Here is an 18,262-nt window from a genome sequence, read left to right on the forward strand (position 1 = left end):
TCAGGAGAAGAAAGACATGACAGAGGTCGTGATCACCGGCACTGGGCTGTACACACCGGAGCACGCCATCGACAATGCGTCGCTGGTGACGGCGTTCAATGCCTGGGTGGATGCCGAGAACGCGCGCCACGCCGAGGCCATTGCCAGCGGCGAACGTGAGCCACTGGCGCATTCCAGCAGCGAGTTCATCGTCAAGGCCTCGGGTATCCACAGCCGTTACGTTCTGGATGCCGAGGGCATCCTGGATCCCGAACGGATGCGCCCGCGCCTGCCCGAGCGCGGCAACGACGAGCCCTCCATCCAATGCGAAATGGGCCTGGCGGCCGCCGGCGATGCGCTTCAGGCGGCCGGGGTGGCGGCCAGCGACATCGACTTGGTGATCGTGGGCTGTTCCAACCTGGAGCGTCCCTACCCGGCGGTATCCGTTGAACTGCAAGCGGCGCTGGGCGCCAGTGGCTATGCCTTCGACATGAACGTGGCCTGCTCTTCGGCCACCTTCGCCATCGAGACCGCGGCCAACGCCATTCGCGCCGGCAACGCCAGCCGCGCCCTGGTGGTCGATCCAGAGATCTGCTCGGCACACCTCAACTTCCGCGACCGCGACAGCCACTTCATCTTCGGTGACGCCTGCACCGCCATCGTGGTCGAGCGCGATGACCTGGCCACGGCCGAGGAGCGCTTCGGCATACTGGGGACACGACTGACGACCCGTTTCTCCAATGCCATCCGCAACAATGCGGGCTTTCTCAACCGCGTGACCGATAGCGATCCGCTGGCCGCCGACAAGCTCTTCGTGCAGGAGGGGCGGCGCGTGTTCAAGGAGGTCTGTCCCCTGGTGTCGTCGTTGATCGGCGATCATCTGGCCAGCCTGTCGCTGTCGGGCGACGACCTTTCCCGGTTGTGGCTGCACCAGGCCAACCGCCACATGAACGACCTGATTGCCCGGCGCGTGCTGGGGCGCGAGCCGACGGCGAGCGAGGCGCCGGTGATTCTCGATCGCTATGCCAACACTAGCTCGGCGGGTTCGATCATCGCTTTTCATCTGAATCGCGACGACCTGGCGCCCGGTGCGCTGGGGGTGGTTTGTTCCTTCGGCGCCGGCTACAGTGCCGGCAGTGTCGTGGTGCGCCGACAATGAGGTGCGAGCGGAGACGGGACATGCAAAGAGGCAGGAAAAGCGATGGGCGCCGCAGGGTCGCCCTGGCCGGTGCGCTGCTCGCGGTGGGGTTGCTGGCCGGCTGTGCCAGCACGCCAGCGCCTGAAGAACGACACCCCGACGATCCCTGGGAGGGCTTCAACCGTCGCGTGTTCGCCTTCAACGAGGTGGTGGATCGCTATGCGCTCAAGCCGGTGGCACAGGGTTATCGCACCGTGACGCCGGAGCCGGTGCAGACCGGCGTGGGCAACTTCTTCTCCAACCTGGGCGAGCTGCGTACGCTGCTCAACAGCCTTCTCCAGGGCAAACCGGGCAATGCCGGCATCGCCGGCGCGCGCTTCGTGATCAACACCACGGTGGGCATTGGCGGCCTGTGGGATTTCGCCACCCACATGGAGGTCACCGGGCGCGAGGAGGATTTCGGCCAGACTCTGGGCGTATGGGGGGTCGGCGAGGGGCCCTACCTGGTGCTGCCTTTCCTGGGGGCGAGCACGGTACGCGATACGGGGGCACTGCCGGTGGACGTGTACTCCTATCCCACCACCTACATCGAGGACGATCCGACGCGCATCGGCCTGACCGCGCTGCGCATCGTCGACACGCGTGCCGGTCTGTTGGACCAGGAGGCGCTGATCCACGGCGATCGTTACAGTTTCATTCGCGATGCCTATCTACAGCAGCGCCGCTTCGAAGTCAGCGATGGCGAGCAGGGCGACGACCCTTTCGCCAGCGACGACTTCGACTTCGATGACTCCGATTTCGACGATGCCGATTTTGCCGACTGAGGCAGGCCCCATGGATGCACCCAAGCCGCTGATTGGCGTGCTCGACACGCCTGGCGCCTATCGCGATGCCCTGGCCGATACCATCGCCCGGGATGGACTGGTAGTCATGGCCGTGGAATCGCTCGACGATCTGCCGGAGGAGACTGCGCTGGTGGTGGCGCATGCCCGGGCGGTGCCGAGCCTGGAGTGGTCGCGTCTCGCCGAGCGTTTGCCCACGCTGGTGGTGAGCGACTCTCGTCTCGACGAAGACCTGCTCACTGCGGTGGACGTGGGATTGGTCGATTACGTGGTCGAGCCGCTGCGTCATGGCCAGTTGCTGCGTCGCATGATTCGCAAGGCCATCGAGCTGCATCGCCTGGAAGAGGAGCGCGCCCATGACCGCGAGCGGCTCGCGCAGCTCAACGAGCACCTGGAAGAGCTCAACGAGAGTCTGGAAACCCACCTGGGGATGCTGCGACTCGATCAGCAGGCCGGTGGGCAGATCCAGCGCAAGCTGTTGCCGCCCAACGATCAGACGCTGGGCGGGGTGACCTGCGATTACTGGATGGCGCCCTCGCTCTACCTGTCGGGCGACTTCCTCGATTTCCAGCGCTTCGACGAGCGCTTCACGCTATTCTACTTTGCCGATGTATCGGGGCATGGCGCTTCCTCGGCATTCGTCACGGTGCTGCTCAAGTCGCTGTGCAACCGTTGGCTGTCGGAGTGGGACGGTGCCAGCCCGGAAGCGCTGCCGGCACGCTGGCTGAGCCGTCTCAATCGCGAGCTGCTCGACACCGGAATCGGCAAACACGCCACGCTTTTCGTAGGGGTCATTGACCATCGCGACCATACTCTTCACTATTCCCTCGGCGCCCAACTCCCCAAGCCGTTGTTGATGGTGGGGGAGCAGGTGATCGAGCTGCCCGGAGAAGGCATGCCGGTGGGGCTTTTCCCGAACGTGACATACCCGCGCTTGCGCTACGACCTGCCGCCGCACTTCCGTCTATGGCTGTGTTCGGATGGCGTGCTGGAGTGCCTGCCGGGCGAAACGCTCGATGCGCGGCTCCACGAACTGGAGCAGCGGATAGCGTCGTGCACGACGTTGGCACAGTTGCGCGAGGGCCTGGCCCTGAGCACTTCCTCGGAAAGCGATGTCGAAGGGGAAGGCGAGGGTACTGAACTGCTGGACGATGTAACGATCATGTTGCTTAGCGGGTTTGCCGATGATCATGAATGAGGGCCGCGTCAAGGCGGCGTTCGACGCTGGTGTGTTCGTACTCAAGCTGTGTGGTGACGTGCGCTTGACTCTGTGCGCCACCCTGGACAGCCAGGCTCAGCAGTTGGCCGAGACGCCGGGGCTTCAGGCGCTGGTCATCGATCTGCGCGAGGCGACCAACGTCGACTCCACGGCACTTGGCTTTCTGGCCAAGGTGGCCATGGCGGTGCAGGACAAGATCGACCACAAGCCCACCATCGTGGTGGACAACCCCGATGTTCAGCGCATGCTCGAAGTGATGGGGTTCGCCCAGTTCTTCACCATGATGGCGGCGCCGGTCACCGAGGTATGCGAGCTGTGCGACGACCTTCCCGAAGTGCCCGCCGACCTGGAGGCCACTCGTCAGCGCATCCTCGAGGCGCATCGCATCCTGATGCGCATGAACGAGCACAATCGCGAAGAATTCCAGCCGCTGGTCGAGATGCTCGAGGCCCAGGAAACCGTCTCGCACCACGGCTGAGTTCGTCCCCTCTACCGACGCACCGGGGGCGCCCCATGGGGCGCCCCCGGTGCGTCGGTAGAGCCCGGGTACGTCAGGTCTGGCGGAGTTCGCCGAGCAGGGCTTCCAGCTTGCGCTGGTCGGCCGTGAACTTGCGAATGCCCTCGGCCAGCTTTTCGGAGGCCATGGCGTCTTCGTTCAGCGCCCAGCGGAATTCCGCTTCGTCCAGGGGCTCCGGTGGCGAGGTTTCGGCATCCGAAGGGCTCAGCCGACGCTCCAGTTCGCCTTCGCTCTCTGCCAGTTCGCCCAGCAGCGCTGGAGAAATGGTCAGGCGATCGCAGCCGGCCAGGGCGACGATCTCGCCCATGTTGCGAAAGCTCGCTCCCATCACCACGGTGCGGTAGCCGTGGCCCTTGAAGTGATCGTAGATGCGTTTGACCGACTGCACACCGGGGTCGTTGTCGCCGCTGAAATCGGCTGCCGGCTCCTGGGCTTTGTACCAGTCCAGGATGCGACCGACGAAGGGCGAGACCAGGGTGACGCCGGCATCGGCGCAGGCGCGGGCCTGGGTGAAGCTGAACAGCAGCGTCAGGTTGGTGCGAATGCCCTCCCGCTCCAGCTGACGGGCCGCACGAATGCCTTCCCAGGTAGCGGCGACCTTGATCAAGATGCGTTCCGGACCGACGCCATGGCGGGCGTAACGTTCGATCAGCGAGCGCGCTCGGGCCAGGGTGGCGTCGGTGTCGAACGACAGGCGGGCACTCACTTCGGTGGAAACGTAGCCCGGAACCAGTTCGCTCACCTGACTGCCGATCTCCACGGCGACCGAGTCCAGGGCGTCGTCGATGTCGGTACTGTGCCGTGCGATGTCGGCCAACCGGGAACGCCACCTCTCCGTTCGTGCTGCCTGCAGGATCAGCGAGGGGTTGGTGGTGGCATCGTGGGGGGTGAAGCGCTGAATGGCCTCGAGGTCACCGGTATCGGCGACTACGGTGGTCATCGCCTTGAGTTGGGAGAGCAGGTCTCTGGCCATGAGGAACTCCGTGGAATGGGACAGGGCGACACTGTAACAAGCGGCCCGGCGGCGCAACAGCCGCGGGCGCGACAGACGGCGCAGAAACGGCTACCATTAGCGGCCTATCTAATGCCGCAAATCAGGGAGGGTCCTTGAGCCTCGATCCGCGACGCGTAGCCCTGCTGGTGGCTGCCAATACGGCACTGGCGCCATTCGCCATCGATGCCTACCTGCCGGCCATGCCGGCGCTGGCGGCATCGGTGGGCGCGAGCATTCACCACACGGAGCTGTCGATCAGTGCCTTTCTCATCGGTTTCGCGCTCGGCCAGCTGCTGTTCGGTCCCCTTTCCGATCGCCTGGGACGCAAGCCGGTGCTGCTCTCGGGGCTGGTGGCCTTCCTGCTGGCGAGTCTGGCCATCACCACGGTCGATTCGCTGACTGCCTTGCTGATCTGGCGTTTCTTGCAGGCGCTTGGCGGCGGCGCCTGCGTGGTCAATTCGGCGGCCATCGTGCGCGATTGTTTCAGCGGTCGCGAGGCGGCGCGGGTGATGTCGACCATGGCGATGATCATGATGCTGGCCCCGCTGGTGGCGCCGGCGGTGGGCAGTGGGCTGCTCTATCTGGCCGACTGGTGGCTGATCTTCGTCTTCCTGGCCTCCTATGCGGCGTTTCTGCTGTGGTTGATGGGAACCCGATTGCCGGAAACCCGTGCGTCGGGTCAGCCTGCCGCCTCCTTTCGCCAGGTATTGGCCAATTACGCCAGCGTGCTCACCCACCGCGAGGGGATGGGCTACGTGTGTGCCGTGGCGGCGTCGTTTGCCGGACTGTTCGCCTTCGTCACCGCCTCGCCGTTTCTCTACATCGAACACTTCGGTCTCAGTCCGGCGATGTACCCGGTAGTGTTCGGCGTCAACGTGGTGGTCATCGCCGGCTCCAACCGCGTCAATATCCATCTGCTGCGCCGGCGCACCCCCCAGCAGAACTTGCGCCTGGGGTTGGCCATCCAGCTGTTCGCGGCCACCGCGCTGGCCGTGGTGGCCGCCAGCGGAGCGGCTTCGCTGGTCACGGTGGTGCCGCTGGTGATGCTGTTCACCGGCATGATCGGCCTGATCACGCCCAACGCGATCTCCTCCCTGCTCGAGCATTTCAGCCACATCAGTGCCACGGCGACGGCGCTGCTGGGTGGCATTCAGTTTTCGAGCGGTGCACTGGCCGGCTTCATGGTCGGTGCCTTCGAGATCGAGAGCATCTGGCCCATGGTGACCACGATGTTGATCGTCTCGCTATTCGGCAATGTGGCGCTGCGCCGGCTCACCCCAGCCCACTGAAAAATGTCATTGCCTGTCACGAAGCTGTCATCTGACTGCGGCAACGTGTGCCGTGCGGAGGATAAATTCTCTCATCGACAGGAGTGACTCGCATGAACCGCATCCTCAAGTCCCGTGCCTTCAAGACGACCGTGATCGCCGCAGCGGTCATGGGTGCTGCCACCGCAGCCCACGCCCGTGACCAGATTCGCATCGTCGGCTCCAGCACCGTCTATCCGTTCGCCAGCTACGTGACCGAAGAGTTCGGTGCCGTCACCGAGTATCCGACGCCGGTCATCGAGTCAACCGGTTCCGGCGGCGGTATCCGCCTGTTCTGCAACGGCGTGGGCGAGGGTACCCCGGACATCACCAACGCCTCGCGCCGCATCAAGGCCTCCGAGGTCGAGCGCTGCGAAGAAAACGGCGTGACCGACGTCACCGAGGTCAAGATCGGTTCCGACGGCATCGTCTTCGCCCAGTCCAGCACCAACGACGCCATGGCGCTGACCCTCGAGCAGCTGTTCCTGGCCGTGGCCGCTCAGGTGCCCGTGGATGGCGAGCTGGTCGACAACCCCTACACCAACTGGAGCGACATCGACGCTTCGCTGCCGGACCGCGAGATCTCCGTCTACGGCCCGCCCAGCACCTCCGGTACTCGCGACGCCTTCGAAGAGCTGGTGATGGAAGCCGCTTCCGAGGAAATGGAAGCCTACGGCGGCGAGGGCTACACCGAGATCCGTGCCGATGGGGTCTACATCGATGCTGGCGAGAACGATAACCTGATCGTTCAGCGCCTCACCGAGGACACCGAGGCCTTCGGTATCTTCGGCTACTCTTTCCTGGTGGAGAACCCCGATACGCTGGTCGCCTCTAGCATCGATGGCGTGGAGCCCGAGGCCGAGGCCATCAGTGCCGGCGACTATCCGATCGCCCGCTCGCTGTGGTTCTACGTCAAGAACCAGCACGCCGACGACGTGCCGCCGCTGTACGAGTACGTCGACATGTTCGTCTCCGAGACCATGATCGGCGACGGCGGTTACCTGATGGACATCGGCCTGATTCCGCTGCCCGAAGCCGAGCGCGAGCAGACTCGCCAGAAAGTGGCCGATCGTGCCAAGCTGCAGGTTTCCGACCTGTAAGGCAACGCCAGGCACGGAAGCCCGATCCGGCCGGCAGCCCAAGGCTGCCGGCCGTCGCACGTTCCGGCAGACCGCCTGCCGTCGACTGAGACTGAGAGAGACCGATGCAGAACGACCAACTCCTTGCCCTGTTCAGCGGCGTCCTGCTGGCGCTGGGGCTGGTGGCCTTCTTCATGGGGCGCGCCAAGGCCGCACGGGTTCGCGCTGACGGCGTGGCCATGCATGCGCAGCCCGATCAGTACGCCTGGTTCACCGTGCTTTCCACCGCCGGGCCGGCATTGCTCGTCAGCGCTCTGGGCGCGTTCGTCATGCTGTTGCTGGGCGCGTCGATTCCGTTGCCCTACCTGCTGGCAGCCAGCCTGATCGTGGCCGCCGGCGGCCTGACGGTGGGCATCGCTCAGGTGCGCCCCGATTTCCATGCGCGCAAGGCCATCGAGCGGGTGATTCGCTGGGTGCTCGTCGCGGCGGCGCTGATTTCGATCTTCACGACTTTCGGCATCCTGTTCTCCATCGTCTTCGAGGCGCTGCGCTTCTTCCAGATGCACAGCTTCTGGGACTTCGTCACCGGCACGGTGTGGAATCCCGGGGCCAGCTTCCTGGCTGCGGCGGGACGTGCGGAGGAAGGGGCCAGCGCTGCGCAGTTCGGCTCTGTGCCGCTGTTCGCCGGCACCTTCATGATCACCGCCATCGCCATGCTGGTGGCGATTCCCATCGGGTTGCTGGCCGCCATCTATATGTCCGAGTTCGCCCCGCAACGGGTGCGTACCCTGGCCAAGCCGACCCTCGAGGTGCTGGCCGGCATTCCCACCGTGGTCTATGGCTTCTTCGCCGCCATCACGGTGGCACCGATCATCGTCGGCGTAGCCGGCTTCTTCGGCCTGGATGCCTCCTTCAACAACGCCGTGGCGCCGGGTGTGGTGATGGGCATCATGATCATTCCCTTCATCTCGTCGCTCTCCGACGACGTGATCAACTCGGTGCCCGACAGCATGCGTCAAGGCTCCTTGGCGCTGGGCATGACCCATGGCGAGACGATTCGCGACGTGGTCATTCCCGCGGCTTTGCCGGGTATCATCTCCGCCTCGCTGTTGGCGGTTTCCCGGGCGCTGGGCGAGACCATGATCGTGGTGATGGCTGCCGGCATGCGGCCCAACCTCACCGCCAACCCGCTCGAGGACATGACCACGGTGACGGTGCGCATCGTCGCCGCGCTGACCGGCGATCTGGAATTCGAGAGTGCCGAGACCCTCTCCGCCTTCGCCCTGGGGTTGGTGCTCTTCGCGGTGACGCTGACCCTCAACCTGGTGTCGGTGCTGATGATCCGCCGCTTCCGCGAGAAATATCGCGTCAACAATCTGTAACGCCGAGGAATCGCCGAGATGAGTCAAACCTTCGACGACATCAGCGCTCAGCTTCGCCGCCGTCACCGCCGATCGGCGCGCCTGAAGTGGATCTCCATGGGCGCCCTGGGCCTGGCGGGCCTGTTTCTGGTGCTGTTCTTCGCCGACATGCTGTCCAAGGGGCTGCCGGCCTTCCAGCAGGCCTATGTGCAGGTCGAACTCGAGTACAACGAGGATGCGCAGCGGATGGGCCGCGAGGCCATGGAGCCCGAGGATGCCAAGATCGTCAGCCGCAGCTTCGAACGTCTGATTCCGGGCATGCTGCGTGACGACCCCGACCTGTTGGGGACCACCGAGACTCGCTGGGTGCTGGCCAACGGGGAGGTGGATCAGTACCTGAAGGGGCACCGCAGCAAACTGAGCGAGACCGAGCGCCAGGCGGTCGACGAGAAGGTCGAGAACGGGCAGGTGGCCCTGAAGTTCAACACCACCTTCTTTTCCCAGGGCGATTCCAAGATGCCCGAGCGAGCCGGCATCATGGCGGCCGCCGTGGGTACGGTGATGACCATGCTGGTGACCCTGGCCATCGCCTTCCCCATCGGCGTGATGACGGCGGTCTACCTGGAGGAGTTCGCCCCGGACAATCGGCTCACCCAGATCATCGAAATCAACATCAACAATCTGGCGGCGATCCCCTCGATCCTGTTCGGTCTGTTGGGTCTGGCGATCTTCATCAACTTCTTCGGGGTGCCGCGCTCCTCGCCGCTGGTGGGCGGCATGACGCTGGCGTTGATGACCCTGCCGGTGATCATCATCGCTACGCGTACGGCGCTGCGCAGCGTGCCGGACTCCATTCGTCACGCCGCTTTCGGGGTGGGTTGCTCGCGCTGGCAGGTGGTGCGCGACCACGTACTGCCGCTGGCCATGCCCGGCATCATGACCGGCTCGATCATCGGCCTGGCCCAGGCCATGGGCGAGACCGCGCCGCTGATCATCGTCGGCATGGTGGCCTTCATTCCCGATGTCTCGGCGTCGTTCACCCAGGCCGCCACCGTGCTGCCGGCGCAGGTCTTCACCTGGGCGGGCGAGCCCGAGCAGGCCTTCGTCGAGAAGACCGCCGGCGGCATCCTGGTACTGTTGGCGATCCTCATCTTCCTGAACGCCACCGCCGTCATCCTGCGCAAGAAATTCGAGCGTCGCTGGTAAGCGCCAGCCCGTGATAGAGGACTTTTCCATGACTTCCCTGCAAACCACGACTCCCACCGCGGCCGTCAACCCGCCCGAGCCAGAGCTGGGACAGCCCTACGTGCGCAACGAGAATGCCTGCCACGATCTGAGCATTCGCGTACGCGACCTCAGCCTGTGGTATGGCGAGACCCAGGCTCTGAAGAGTCTCGACATCGATATCTTCCAGAAGAACGTCACGGCGCTGATCGGACCCTCGGGGTGCGGCAAGTCCACCTTCCTGCGTTGTCTCAACCGCATGAACGACCTGATTCCCGGCGTGACGATCCGCGGTCTGGTGGAGATGGATGGCCGCGACGTCAACGCCGTGAAGATGGACGAGGTGGCTCTGCGCCGCCGGGTAGGCATGGTGTTTCAGAAGCCCAACCCCTTTCCCAAGTCGATCTACGAGAACGTGGCCTACGCCCCGCGCATGCACGATCTGGTCAGCCGCAAGGCCGACCAGGACGAGCTGGTGGAGAAGGCGCTGCGCGATGCCGGCCTGTGGGAGGAGGTCAAGGACAAGCTGCAGCAACCCGGGACCTCGCTCTCCGGCGGTCAGCAGCAACGCCTGTGCATCGCCCGGGCCATTGCCGTGCAGCCCGACGTGATCCTGATGGACGAACCCACCTCGGCATTGGACCCCATCTCCACGGCGACCATCGAAGACCTGATGGACAAGCTCAAGCAGCAGTTCACCATCATCACGGTGACCCACAACATGCAGCAGGCGGCGCGGGTGGCGGACTACACGGCGTTCTTCCACCTGGGGGAGATCATCGAATACAACGATACCCAGATGATGTTCTCGAGCCCTGCCACCAAGAAGGCCGAGGATTACATCACCGGGCGTTACGGCTGACCTCGTCCGACGGAAGCCGAGCGGCGGCGGGCGAGTCCCGCTGCCGCGTTTTTTTGGGTGGATGGTTCGACGTCGCCTGGCGGGCGACTGCAATCCTATCGTCACACTGGCTCGCTACTCTACTTGGCAATCACGCCCCAAGGAGAGTCCCATGCCGCGCCAGCGCGTTCTCTTTCTCTGCAATGCCAACTCGGCTCGCTCCCTCATGGGCGAAGCGCTGCTTCGCCATCTCGCCGGCGATCGGTTCGAGGCCTTCAGCGCCGGAACGGAGCCGGACCACCCTCATGCGTTCACCCTGGCGGCCCTGCGCAAGCAGGGCATCTCCTGCGAAGGGCTGGCCAGCAAGTCGCTGGATGACTTCGCCGATGAGCATTTCGATGCGGTGATCGTGCTCTGCGACAAGGCCCAACAGGCCTGCCGTGACTGGCAGGGAAGCGCCGGTGAACGGCTCTACTGGGACATTCGCGACCCGCGCCTGATCGGCAAGACCGATGCCTACGAACAGGCGCTCCAGGAAATACGCCGCCGACTTCAGCTGTGGCTGCTGGCGCGTCGTTAGCCGGACTGGCCGTTCCCCACCCTGTCGAAGAGAGAGACGCCATGAAACTGCTCGACAACATGACCGTCAGGACGAGCTGGACCCTCGTGCTGGTGGCATTCAGTGCGCTGATCCTGGCCATCGGCGGATTGGGGCTCGCCGCCAATCAGGTGGGGCGCGAGGCCTTTGCCACGCTCAACGAGACCAACGTGAGCCAGGAGCGTGACCTCAATGCGGCCTACAATGCCCTGCTGCGCGCACGCGTCGAAATGGATCGCGCTGCCGAACTGCTGCGCACCCCTTCCTTCGATCGTCCGGAGCCGATCATCGAATCGGCCGATGCGCTGCTGGACGACGCCAACCGGGCATTCCAACGCTTTCTCGAGTCGTCTCACGAGCCCGAGCAGCAGGCGTTGGTCGATACGCTGGAAGAGCGCTTCCGCTCGTTGCATGACAACAACCTGCGATTGCAACTGAGTCTGCTGCAGGATGCTGACGTCACCGGGTATCTTTCCGGACAGTCGCGAGTGACGCAAAGCAGCGAGCGCTTCATCGAGTCCATCGACGCTTTCTTCGACCGTAACCAGCAGCTGGGCCAGCGCCTCGCCGAGCGTTTCGGACGGACCTCGGACTGGTTGAACGCGGGCGTGGTCGGCACCCTGCTGGCGGCACTGGCGCTGATCGCCGTCGTGGTGTGGGGCGTGCGCGTCAACGTGCTGAAGCCCTTGCGCCGCATCGTCGAACACTTCCAGCGTATCGCCGCCGGCGATCTCGCCACGCCGGTGGAACGTCGCGGCAACAACGAGATCGGCCAGCTGTTCGCCGAACTCTCCACCATGCAGCAATCGCTGACCGATACCGTCGGCCGTGTGCTGGCCAGCAGCGAGCGTGTTCAGCACGGCAGCCAGGCCCTGGCCGAAGGCAATCGATCGTTGTCGAGCCAGACCCAGCAGCAGGCGTCGGCCCTGGAACAGACGGCATCGAGCCTGGAGGAGCTCACCGCGACCGTGGCGCAGAATGCCGAGCGGGCTCATGACGTGAATCGGTCGGCCAACGATGCGTCGGACAAGGCGCGTGAGGGCGATGCGGTGATCCAGCAGTTCCTCACCACCATGGAAGCGATCCATGGCCATTCCGACGAGATCCAGTCCATCATCGCCCTGATCGAAAGCATCGCCTTCCAGACCAACATCCTGGCCCTCAACGCCTCGGTGGAAGCCGCCCGCGCCGGCGACCAGGGCCGCGGCTTCGCCGTGGTGGCCAAGGAGGTGCGCGACCTGGCCACGCGCAGTGCCGACGCCGCCCGGGAGATTCGCCACCGCATCCAGGCGTCGCGCACGAGCGTGGAGCAGGGCGATGCACTCTCGCGCGAAGCGGCGGAGCACACTCGAGCGATTCTCACCGCCATCGAACGGGTCAGCGTGCTGATGGACGACATCTCCCGGGCCTCGAGCGAACAGCGATACGGCATCGAGCAGGTCAACCAGGCGATGGTGCAGATGGAAACCGCGACGCAGGATAGTGCGCGTCTGGTGGAAGGCGCGGCCGGCAATGCTGCGGAACTCGCCGATGAAGCCCAGCGCATGCATGACTATGCGCGGCGTTTCTCGCTGGCCGCCGCGGAAAGCGGTAATGAGAGGCCAGCACAGCCCGCCGACGTCGATGCCTCGCACTGGCTGACCCTGGCGCTCTCCGACAGCGCGTCGTCCGACCGGGAGCCGGAACGGCGCACGACGCGACGCGATACGCTGGCGGCCTGTTGAGCGTTCGCACCGCGTGTGCCCATGATCGAGTGCGCGGATAGTTTATATATGAAATTCCATATATAATGGCGTCGACGACTTCACGCTCGGCACCGCGCCGCACTTTTTCAGGAGAGCATTCATGACCTTGCGCATCGGCATCAACGGCTTCGGTCGCATGGGGCGACTGACGTTTCGCAGTCTGTGGCCCCATGTCCAGCGGGGTGACGTCGAGGTGGTGCGCATCAACGACCCGGGTGGCGATGCCGCCACCTTCGCTCATCTGCTGGAATTCGATTCCGTGCACGGTCACTGGGCGCCGGGGCAGGGCATCCACGCGGAGGAAGAGACCTTGGTCGTCGACGGCCAGCGTATCGCCTTCAGCGCTCACAAGGCGTTGAGTGACAACGACTGGTCCGGCTGTCAGGTGACCATCGAATGCTCGGGCAAGATGAAGACGACGGAGACGTTGCAAGCCTATCTGGAACAAGGCGTCGAGCGGGTGGTGGTCAGCGCGCCGGTGAAAGAGGAGGGCGTGCTCAACGTGGTGATGGGCGTCAACGACGACGCTTACGATCCCGAGGTGCACCGCATCGTCACCGCGGCGAGCTGCACCACCAACTGCCTGGCGCCGGCGGTGAAGGTGATCCACGAGACCTTCGGCATTCGCCACGGCTCCATGACCACGGTGCACGACATCACCAATACCCAGGTCATCCTCGACGCCCCGAGCTCTCCACGAAAGCCGGATCTGCGTCGTTCGCGGGCTTGCGGCATGAGCTTGATCCCCACCACCACCGGCTCGGCCAAGGCGATCACGGCGATCTTCCCGGAGCTCACCGGCAAGCTCAACGGCCATGCTATTCGCGTGCCACTGGCCAACGCCTCGCTCACCGACATGGTCTTCGAGCTGGAGCGGGAGGTCACGGCGGAGGAGGTCAACGCGGCGCTCGAGGCCGCCGCCGAGGGCGAACTGGCCGGCATCCTCGGCTATGAGGAGCGCCCGCTGGTGTCCATCGACTACCGCACCGACCCGCGCAGCTCGATCATCGATGCGCTCTCGACCATGGTGGTGAACGGCACTCAGCTCAAGCTCTACGCCTGGTACGACAACGAGTGGGGCTACGCCAACCGTACCGCCGAGCTGGCCCTGAAGGTGGGACGTAGGCAGGTAGTCAATGCCTGACGCAAGCTTTGCAAGCCGACTGAAGGCGCTGCCTTTCGAGGTTCGCCAGTACCTGCTGATCACCGGCAACTACTGGGCCTTCACCCTCACCGATGGCGCCCTGCGCATGCTGGTGGTGCTTCACTTCCACCAGTTGGGCTACAGCCCGTTGGAAGTGGCCATGCTGTTCCTCTTCTACGAGGCCTTCGGCGTGGTCACCAACCTGGTGGGGGGCTGGCTGGGCGCGCGCCTGGGGCTCAACCGCACCATGAACGTGGGCCTCGGCCTGCAGATCGTGGCGCTGGCGATGCTGATGGTGCCCGCGGCGGCGCTGACCGTGCCTTGGGTGATGGCGGCTCAGGCGCTATCCGGCATCGCCAAGGATCTCAACAAGATGAGCGCCAAGAGCGCGGTCAAGGTGCTGGTGCCCAAGGAGAGCGCCAGCGCACAGAGCGCGCTCTACCGCTGGGTGGCGGTCCTCACCGGCTCGAAGAATGCCCTCAAGGGGGCTGGCTTCTTCCTCGGCGGACTGTTGTTGACCCTGGTTGGCTTTCAAGGTGCGGTCGGCCTCATGGCCGTCATGCTCGCCGGCGTGCTGGCACTGTCGCTGGTTCGCCTCAAGGCCGATCTGGGGCGCGGCAAGCGCAAGCCCAAGTTCTCCGAGGCGTTTTCCAAGTCGCGGGCCATCAACGTGCTCTCGGCGGCCAGGCTCTGCCTGTTCGCTGCCCGCGACGTCTGGTTCGTGGTGGCCCTGCCGGTGTTCCTCTACGACCAGCATGGCTGGAGTCACTGGACCGTCGGGGGCCTGCTGGCCATCTGGGTGATCGGCTACGGCGGCGTACAGACCCAGGCGCCACGCCTGACCGGCCTGATTCGTGGCGGCGCGCGGGCCGTCACCGTGTTCTGGGCGCTCGCCCTGGCCGGCCTGCCGGCACTGCTCGCGTGGTTGCCGCTGGCCGAGGTGGAATGGCTGGTGGCGGGGCTGCTGGCCTTCGGGGTGCTGTTCGCCATCAACTCCAGCTGGCACAGTTACTTGATCGTGCACTTCGCCCGTGCCGACGGCGTCTCCATGGACGTGGGCTTCTACTACATGGCCAATGCCATGGGGCGGCTCGCCGGCACGGTACTCTCCGGTTGGCTCTACCAGTTCTACGGGCTCGCCGCCTGCCTGTGGGTCTCGGCGGCTCTGGTGGCTGCCAGCGCAGCGATGGCGCTGGCGTTGCCGCGGGAAGAGCGGGCAGGGGGCTAAGCGCGACTGTCGGTGGTATTGCTCGGGGCTGTTCCGTCCATGAGCCTGGGTGGGCGCTTCGAATACGTCCTTGTACGCTGCCTACGCCTTGCAGCGCTCTCGCGTGGTCCGGTGCTGGCCATCCATGGCCAGCCCGTTCGGAGCAGTGCTCCTCACTCCTGGCGTAGGATCTCCCCTTCGGCTTGTCCCCGGCGCTCCTCACGCAGCTCGGATCGTTCGGCGCTACGCACTCGGGTGACGGTTGCGTAGAATTGTCTGCATGGCCAATCAAGGAGCCGTTTCATGCCGTTGGACTCACTGCGCCTCTTCAAATGCCTCGCCGATGACACCCGCCTCATGTTGATGCTGCTGATCCTGCGCGAGGGCGAACTCTGCGTGTGCGAGATGACCCACGCTCTCGAGGAATCGCAGCCCAAGGTGTCGCGGCATCTGGCGCAGCTGCGCAACTGTGGCCTGCTCTACGACAGCCGCGAGGGGCAGTGGGTCTACTACCGGCTTGCCCCTGCGCTGCCCGAATGGGCAGTCACCATTCTGGACGTTGCGGCGAACGCGGAGGCAACGCGCCTGGAGGCCCTGCAGGCGCGTTTGAGTGCTATGGGCGACCGCCCGGAGCGTCGCGCGGCGTTCTGCTGAGGGGGCCTCATTCGTCGGGGGAGGGGGTTCCCGGCGCGCCCGACCGGGTAGTGATGGCTCGACGAGTTCGTGCGTCATGAATGGCCGAGTCAGCCAGGCCCTGCATGACCCACAGTCCGAGCAGCGGCCCCGGCAGTAGCCACCATACCACCCAGGCGCCCTGCAGCGACCACAGCGCGGTGGTGAGCGATATGGCCGGAATGGTCAGGGCAAATCCCACGGCGTTCATTACCGCCAGGGTGGAACCGACCCGTTCCCGCGGGGCACTAGCGGCAGCCAGTGCCGAGAACTGCGGCGAATCGGCGATGACGGTCAGGCCCCAGAGAATCAGCAGTCCCAGCAGCAGGCCGGGCGGTAGCCAGAGCAACAGCGGATAGGCGAGGCAGATCGATCCCGAGGCGATCAGGGCCCGGCGTGCTACCCACAGGCTGCCCAGCCGGCGACTCAGGGCGCCGCCGCCCACGCAGCCGACGAGCCCTAGAGCAATGACGGCGAACGACAGCCACGGAATCCACGCCTGGGGGGCGCCGAGCCGCGCCACTTCCCGGGCAATCAGGAAGGGGGTAAGCGTCCAGAAGGCGTAGAGCTCCCAGCAATGCCCGAAGTAGCCGCCGGCCACGGCACGAAAGCGCGCCTCGCGCAGGGCGGCCAGGCCATCGAGCAGCCGCGCCTTGCCGCTCGACGGTGGCAGGTGCGGTCCGTCGCCGAGTGCACGGATCGCCGCACCGCCGGCGAGCGCCAGAGCGGAAGCGCCGAACAGCGGCCACTCCCAGGGCATGCCCAGGGTGGTGCCGCGCAGCAAGTGGGGCAGGGCGGTACCCAGGGTGAGCATGCCCACCAGCCAGGCGAGCGCGGCGCCGGAGTGCCTGGGGGTCCAGCCGATGACGAGCTTCATGCCCAGCGGGTAGATGCCGGCGAGACACAGCCCGGTCAGAAAGCGCAACGAGAGCGCGAGAGGGAACTGTGCGGCCACCAGTACGAATCCGGCATTGGTCAGGGCTCCGGCCAGGCAGGAAACCGCGAAGATGCGGCTGGCGCGAAAGCGGTCGGCCAAGCCGGTGGTGGCGATGCTCAGGGTGCCGAGAATGAAGCCTGCTTGCACAGTGAGCGTGAGGCGGCCGAGATCTGCCTCCGAAAAGCCCAGGTCGCGCGACAGGGCCAGACCCACGCCGTTGACGGAAAACCACAGCGAGGTGCCGCACAGCTGGGCTAGGACGATGATCGCCAGGGGGTGGCGGTGCCACAGGGTATCGTTCATCGTGACATACTCACCCTGCCCGCCTGGCCGGGCAAGCCCGGCCGGCGGTCAACCGGCCCGGTCAGCGTCGGGGAAGTGCCCGCGTGTCGTGTTGGCGATGCGCACCAAGGCGAGCATCAGCGGCACCTCCACCAACACGCCCACCACCGTGGCCAGTGCCGCGCCGGACTGCAGCCCGAACAGGGCGATGGCGGCCGCCACGGCCAGTTCGAAGAAGTTGCTGGCGCCGATCATCGCCCCGGGCGCGGCCACGCAGTGGGGCACTCGCCATGCCTTGGCCCAGCCGTAGGCGATGAAGAAGATCAGGAAGGTCTGCACGATCAATGGGATGGCGATCAGCACGATATGCAGCGGCGCCTGGAGGATCACCTCGCCCTGGAAGGCGAACAGCAGCACCAGGGTGATGATCAGGCCGATGGGCGTAATCGGGCTCACCCTCTTCATGAAGACGTTGTCGTACCACTCGACGCCGTGGCGGGCGATCAGGGTGCGTCGGGTCAAGTATCCTGCGGACAGCGGGATCACGATGTAGAGCACCACCGAGAGAGCGACGGTGTCCCAGGGCACCTGGATGTCGGAGACGCCGAGCAGGAAGACCACGATGGGTGCGAAGGCGAACAGCATGATCAGGTCGTTGAGCGAGACCTGAACCAGGGTGTAGGCGGCGTCGCCGCGGGTCAGGGTGCTCCACACGAAGACCATGGCGGTGCAGGGGGCGGCTCCCAGCAGAATGGCACCAGCCAGGTACTGGCTGGCCAGGGGTTCCGGAATGAAGGGACGGAAGACCACCATCAGGAAGAACCAGGCGATGGCGAACATGGTGAAGGGCTTGATCAGCCAGTTCACCGTGGTGGTGATGACGAGCCCCTTGGGCTGGCGGCGCACGCCGAGTACGGCGGCGAAGTCGATCTGCGCCATCATCGGAAAGATCATCGCCCAGATCAGCACCGCCACCGGGATCGACACCTGGGCGACTTCGAAGCGCGACAGCGCCTCGGGAATCGCCGGGGCGAACTGGCCGAGCAGCACCCCGGCGACGATGGCCAGTGCCACCCACACGGAGAGAAAACGCTCGAAGCGGCCCATGCCCTGCGAGGTGCTTGGCGCCTGAGCGCCTTGCTGCGTTGTCATGCTGGGCTCCTTCAGCGGCGAGGA

Annotated in this window: 17 protein-coding genes; 14 read left to right on the plus strand and 3 right to left on the minus strand. The window is 65.2% G+C overall.

Annotated elements, in window-relative coordinates; genetic code table 11:
- Positions 1-16 precede the first annotated feature (16 nt).
- From BLP96_RS01085 to BLP96_RS01100, 4 genes are read left to right on the plus strand one after another with little or no spacing between them, the layout of a single operon-like run.
- Positions 17-1,138 carry a beta-ketoacyl-ACP synthase III gene (locus BLP96_RS01085; RefSeq protein ID WP_089682207.1) on the plus strand — a complete coding sequence of 374 codons (1,122 nt, stop codon included), beginning with the start codon at positions 17-19 and terminating at the stop codon, positions 1,136-1,138.
- A gap of 20 nt (positions 1,139-1,158) precedes the next feature.
- Positions 1,159-1,941, plus strand: coding sequence for an MlaA family lipoprotein (locus BLP96_RS01090; protein WP_089682208.1), 783 nt, complete (start codon positions 1,159-1,161; stop codon positions 1,939-1,941).
- A gap of 10 nt (positions 1,942-1,951) precedes the next feature.
- Entirely contained in the window at positions 1,952-3,157 is a 1,206-nt protein-coding gene (locus BLP96_RS01095) for a PP2C family protein-serine/threonine phosphatase (protein WP_089682210.1), read from the plus strand.
- Positions 3,144-3,656: an STAS domain-containing protein gene (locus BLP96_RS01100; protein WP_089682212.1), complete on the plus strand. Its 513-nt coding sequence runs from the start codon at positions 3,144-3,146 to the stop codon at positions 3,654-3,656. The genes BLP96_RS01095 and BLP96_RS01100 overlap by 14 nt, the downstream gene beginning before the upstream one ends.
- Before the next feature lie 73 nt (positions 3,657-3,729).
- Here the strand turns inward: BLP96_RS01100 and tal are convergent, their stop codons facing one another.
- Positions 3,730-4,668: a transaldolase gene (tal, locus tag BLP96_RS01105; protein ID WP_089682214.1), complete on the minus strand. Its 939-nt coding sequence runs from the start codon at positions 4,666-4,668 to the stop codon at positions 3,730-3,732.
- 134 nt (positions 4,669-4,802) lie between these two features.
- Here tal and BLP96_RS01110 point away from each other — a divergent pair, with 134 nt between their 5' ends.
- The 10 genes from BLP96_RS01110 to BLP96_RS01155 all read left to right on the plus strand — a co-directional run bounded on the left by BLP96_RS01110 (position 4,803) and on the right by BLP96_RS01155 (position 15,849).
- A complete protein-coding gene (locus tag BLP96_RS01110; RefSeq protein WP_089682216.1) occupies positions 4,803-5,978 on the plus strand; it encodes a multidrug effflux MFS transporter in 1,176 nt (391 codons plus the stop codon).
- A 92-nt stretch (positions 5,979-6,070) separates the two neighbouring features.
- Positions 6,071-7,096 carry a substrate-binding domain-containing protein gene (locus BLP96_RS01115; protein WP_089682218.1) on the plus strand — a complete coding sequence of 342 codons (1,026 nt, stop codon included), beginning with the start codon at positions 6,071-6,073 and terminating at the stop codon, positions 7,094-7,096.
- 104 nt (positions 7,097-7,200) lie between these two features.
- Positions 7,201-8,457, plus strand: coding sequence for a phosphate ABC transporter permease subunit PstC (gene pstC, locus BLP96_RS01120; protein WP_089682220.1), 1,257 nt, complete (start codon positions 7,201-7,203; stop codon positions 8,455-8,457).
- A gap of 18 nt (positions 8,458-8,475) precedes the next feature.
- Complete coding sequence (gene pstA / locus BLP96_RS01125; RefSeq protein WP_089682222.1) at positions 8,476-9,642, plus strand: phosphate ABC transporter permease PstA; 1,167 nt, start codon at positions 8,476-8,478, stop codon at positions 9,640-9,642.
- A 28-nt stretch (positions 9,643-9,670) separates the two neighbouring features.
- Positions 9,671-10,522: a phosphate ABC transporter ATP-binding protein PstB gene (gene pstB, locus BLP96_RS01130; RefSeq protein ID WP_089682224.1), complete on the plus strand. Its 852-nt coding sequence runs from the start codon at positions 9,671-9,673 to the stop codon at positions 10,520-10,522.
- Between the two features lie 151 nt (positions 10,523-10,673).
- Positions 10,674-11,081: an arsenate reductase ArsC gene (locus tag BLP96_RS01135; protein WP_089682226.1), complete on the plus strand. Its 408-nt coding sequence runs from the start codon at positions 10,674-10,676 to the stop codon at positions 11,079-11,081.
- Between the two features lie 41 nt (positions 11,082-11,122).
- The gene (locus BLP96_RS01140) at positions 11,123-12,823 is read left to right on the plus strand and encodes a methyl-accepting chemotaxis protein (protein ID WP_089682228.1); all 1,701 of its coding nucleotides are present in this window, start codon (positions 11,123-11,125) and stop codon (positions 12,821-12,823) included.
- A 121-nt stretch (positions 12,824-12,944) separates the two neighbouring features.
- Complete coding sequence (locus tag BLP96_RS01145; RefSeq protein ID WP_089682230.1) at positions 12,945-13,988, plus strand: ArsJ-associated glyceraldehyde-3-phosphate dehydrogenase; 1,044 nt, start codon at positions 12,945-12,947, stop codon at positions 13,986-13,988.
- The gene (gene arsJ / locus BLP96_RS01150) at positions 13,981-15,216 is read left to right on the plus strand and encodes an organoarsenical effux MFS transporter ArsJ (protein ID WP_089682232.1); all 1,236 of its coding nucleotides are present in this window, start codon (positions 13,981-13,983) and stop codon (positions 15,214-15,216) included. The genes BLP96_RS01145 and arsJ overlap by 8 nt, the downstream gene beginning before the upstream one ends.
- 282 nt (positions 15,217-15,498) lie before the next feature.
- Positions 15,499-15,849 (plus strand): metalloregulator ArsR/SmtB family transcription factor, encoded by a 351-nt coding sequence (locus BLP96_RS01155; protein ID WP_089682234.1) that lies wholly within the window; start codon positions 15,499-15,501, stop codon positions 15,847-15,849.
- A gap of 7 nt (positions 15,850-15,856) precedes the next feature.
- Here the strand turns inward: BLP96_RS01155 and BLP96_RS01160 are convergent, their stop codons facing one another.
- Both BLP96_RS01160 and arsB read right to left on the minus strand, forming a co-directional pair.
- Positions 15,857-17,107, minus strand: a complete 1,251-nt coding sequence (locus BLP96_RS01160) for an MFS transporter (RefSeq protein WP_089682236.1) — start codon at positions 17,105-17,107, stop codon at positions 15,857-15,859.
- A gap of 48 nt (positions 17,108-17,155) precedes the next feature.
- A complete protein-coding gene (arsB, locus tag BLP96_RS01165; protein ID WP_089682237.1) occupies positions 17,156-18,238 on the minus strand; it encodes an ACR3 family arsenite efflux transporter in 1,083 nt (360 codons plus the stop codon).
- Between the last annotated feature and the right edge of the window lie 24 nt (positions 18,239-18,262).

Origin of the sequence: Billgrantia gudaonensis (assembly GCF_900100195.1) — a bacterium.
Lineage (GTDB): Bacteria > Pseudomonadota > Gammaproteobacteria > Pseudomonadales > Halomonadaceae > Halomonas > Halomonas gudaonensis.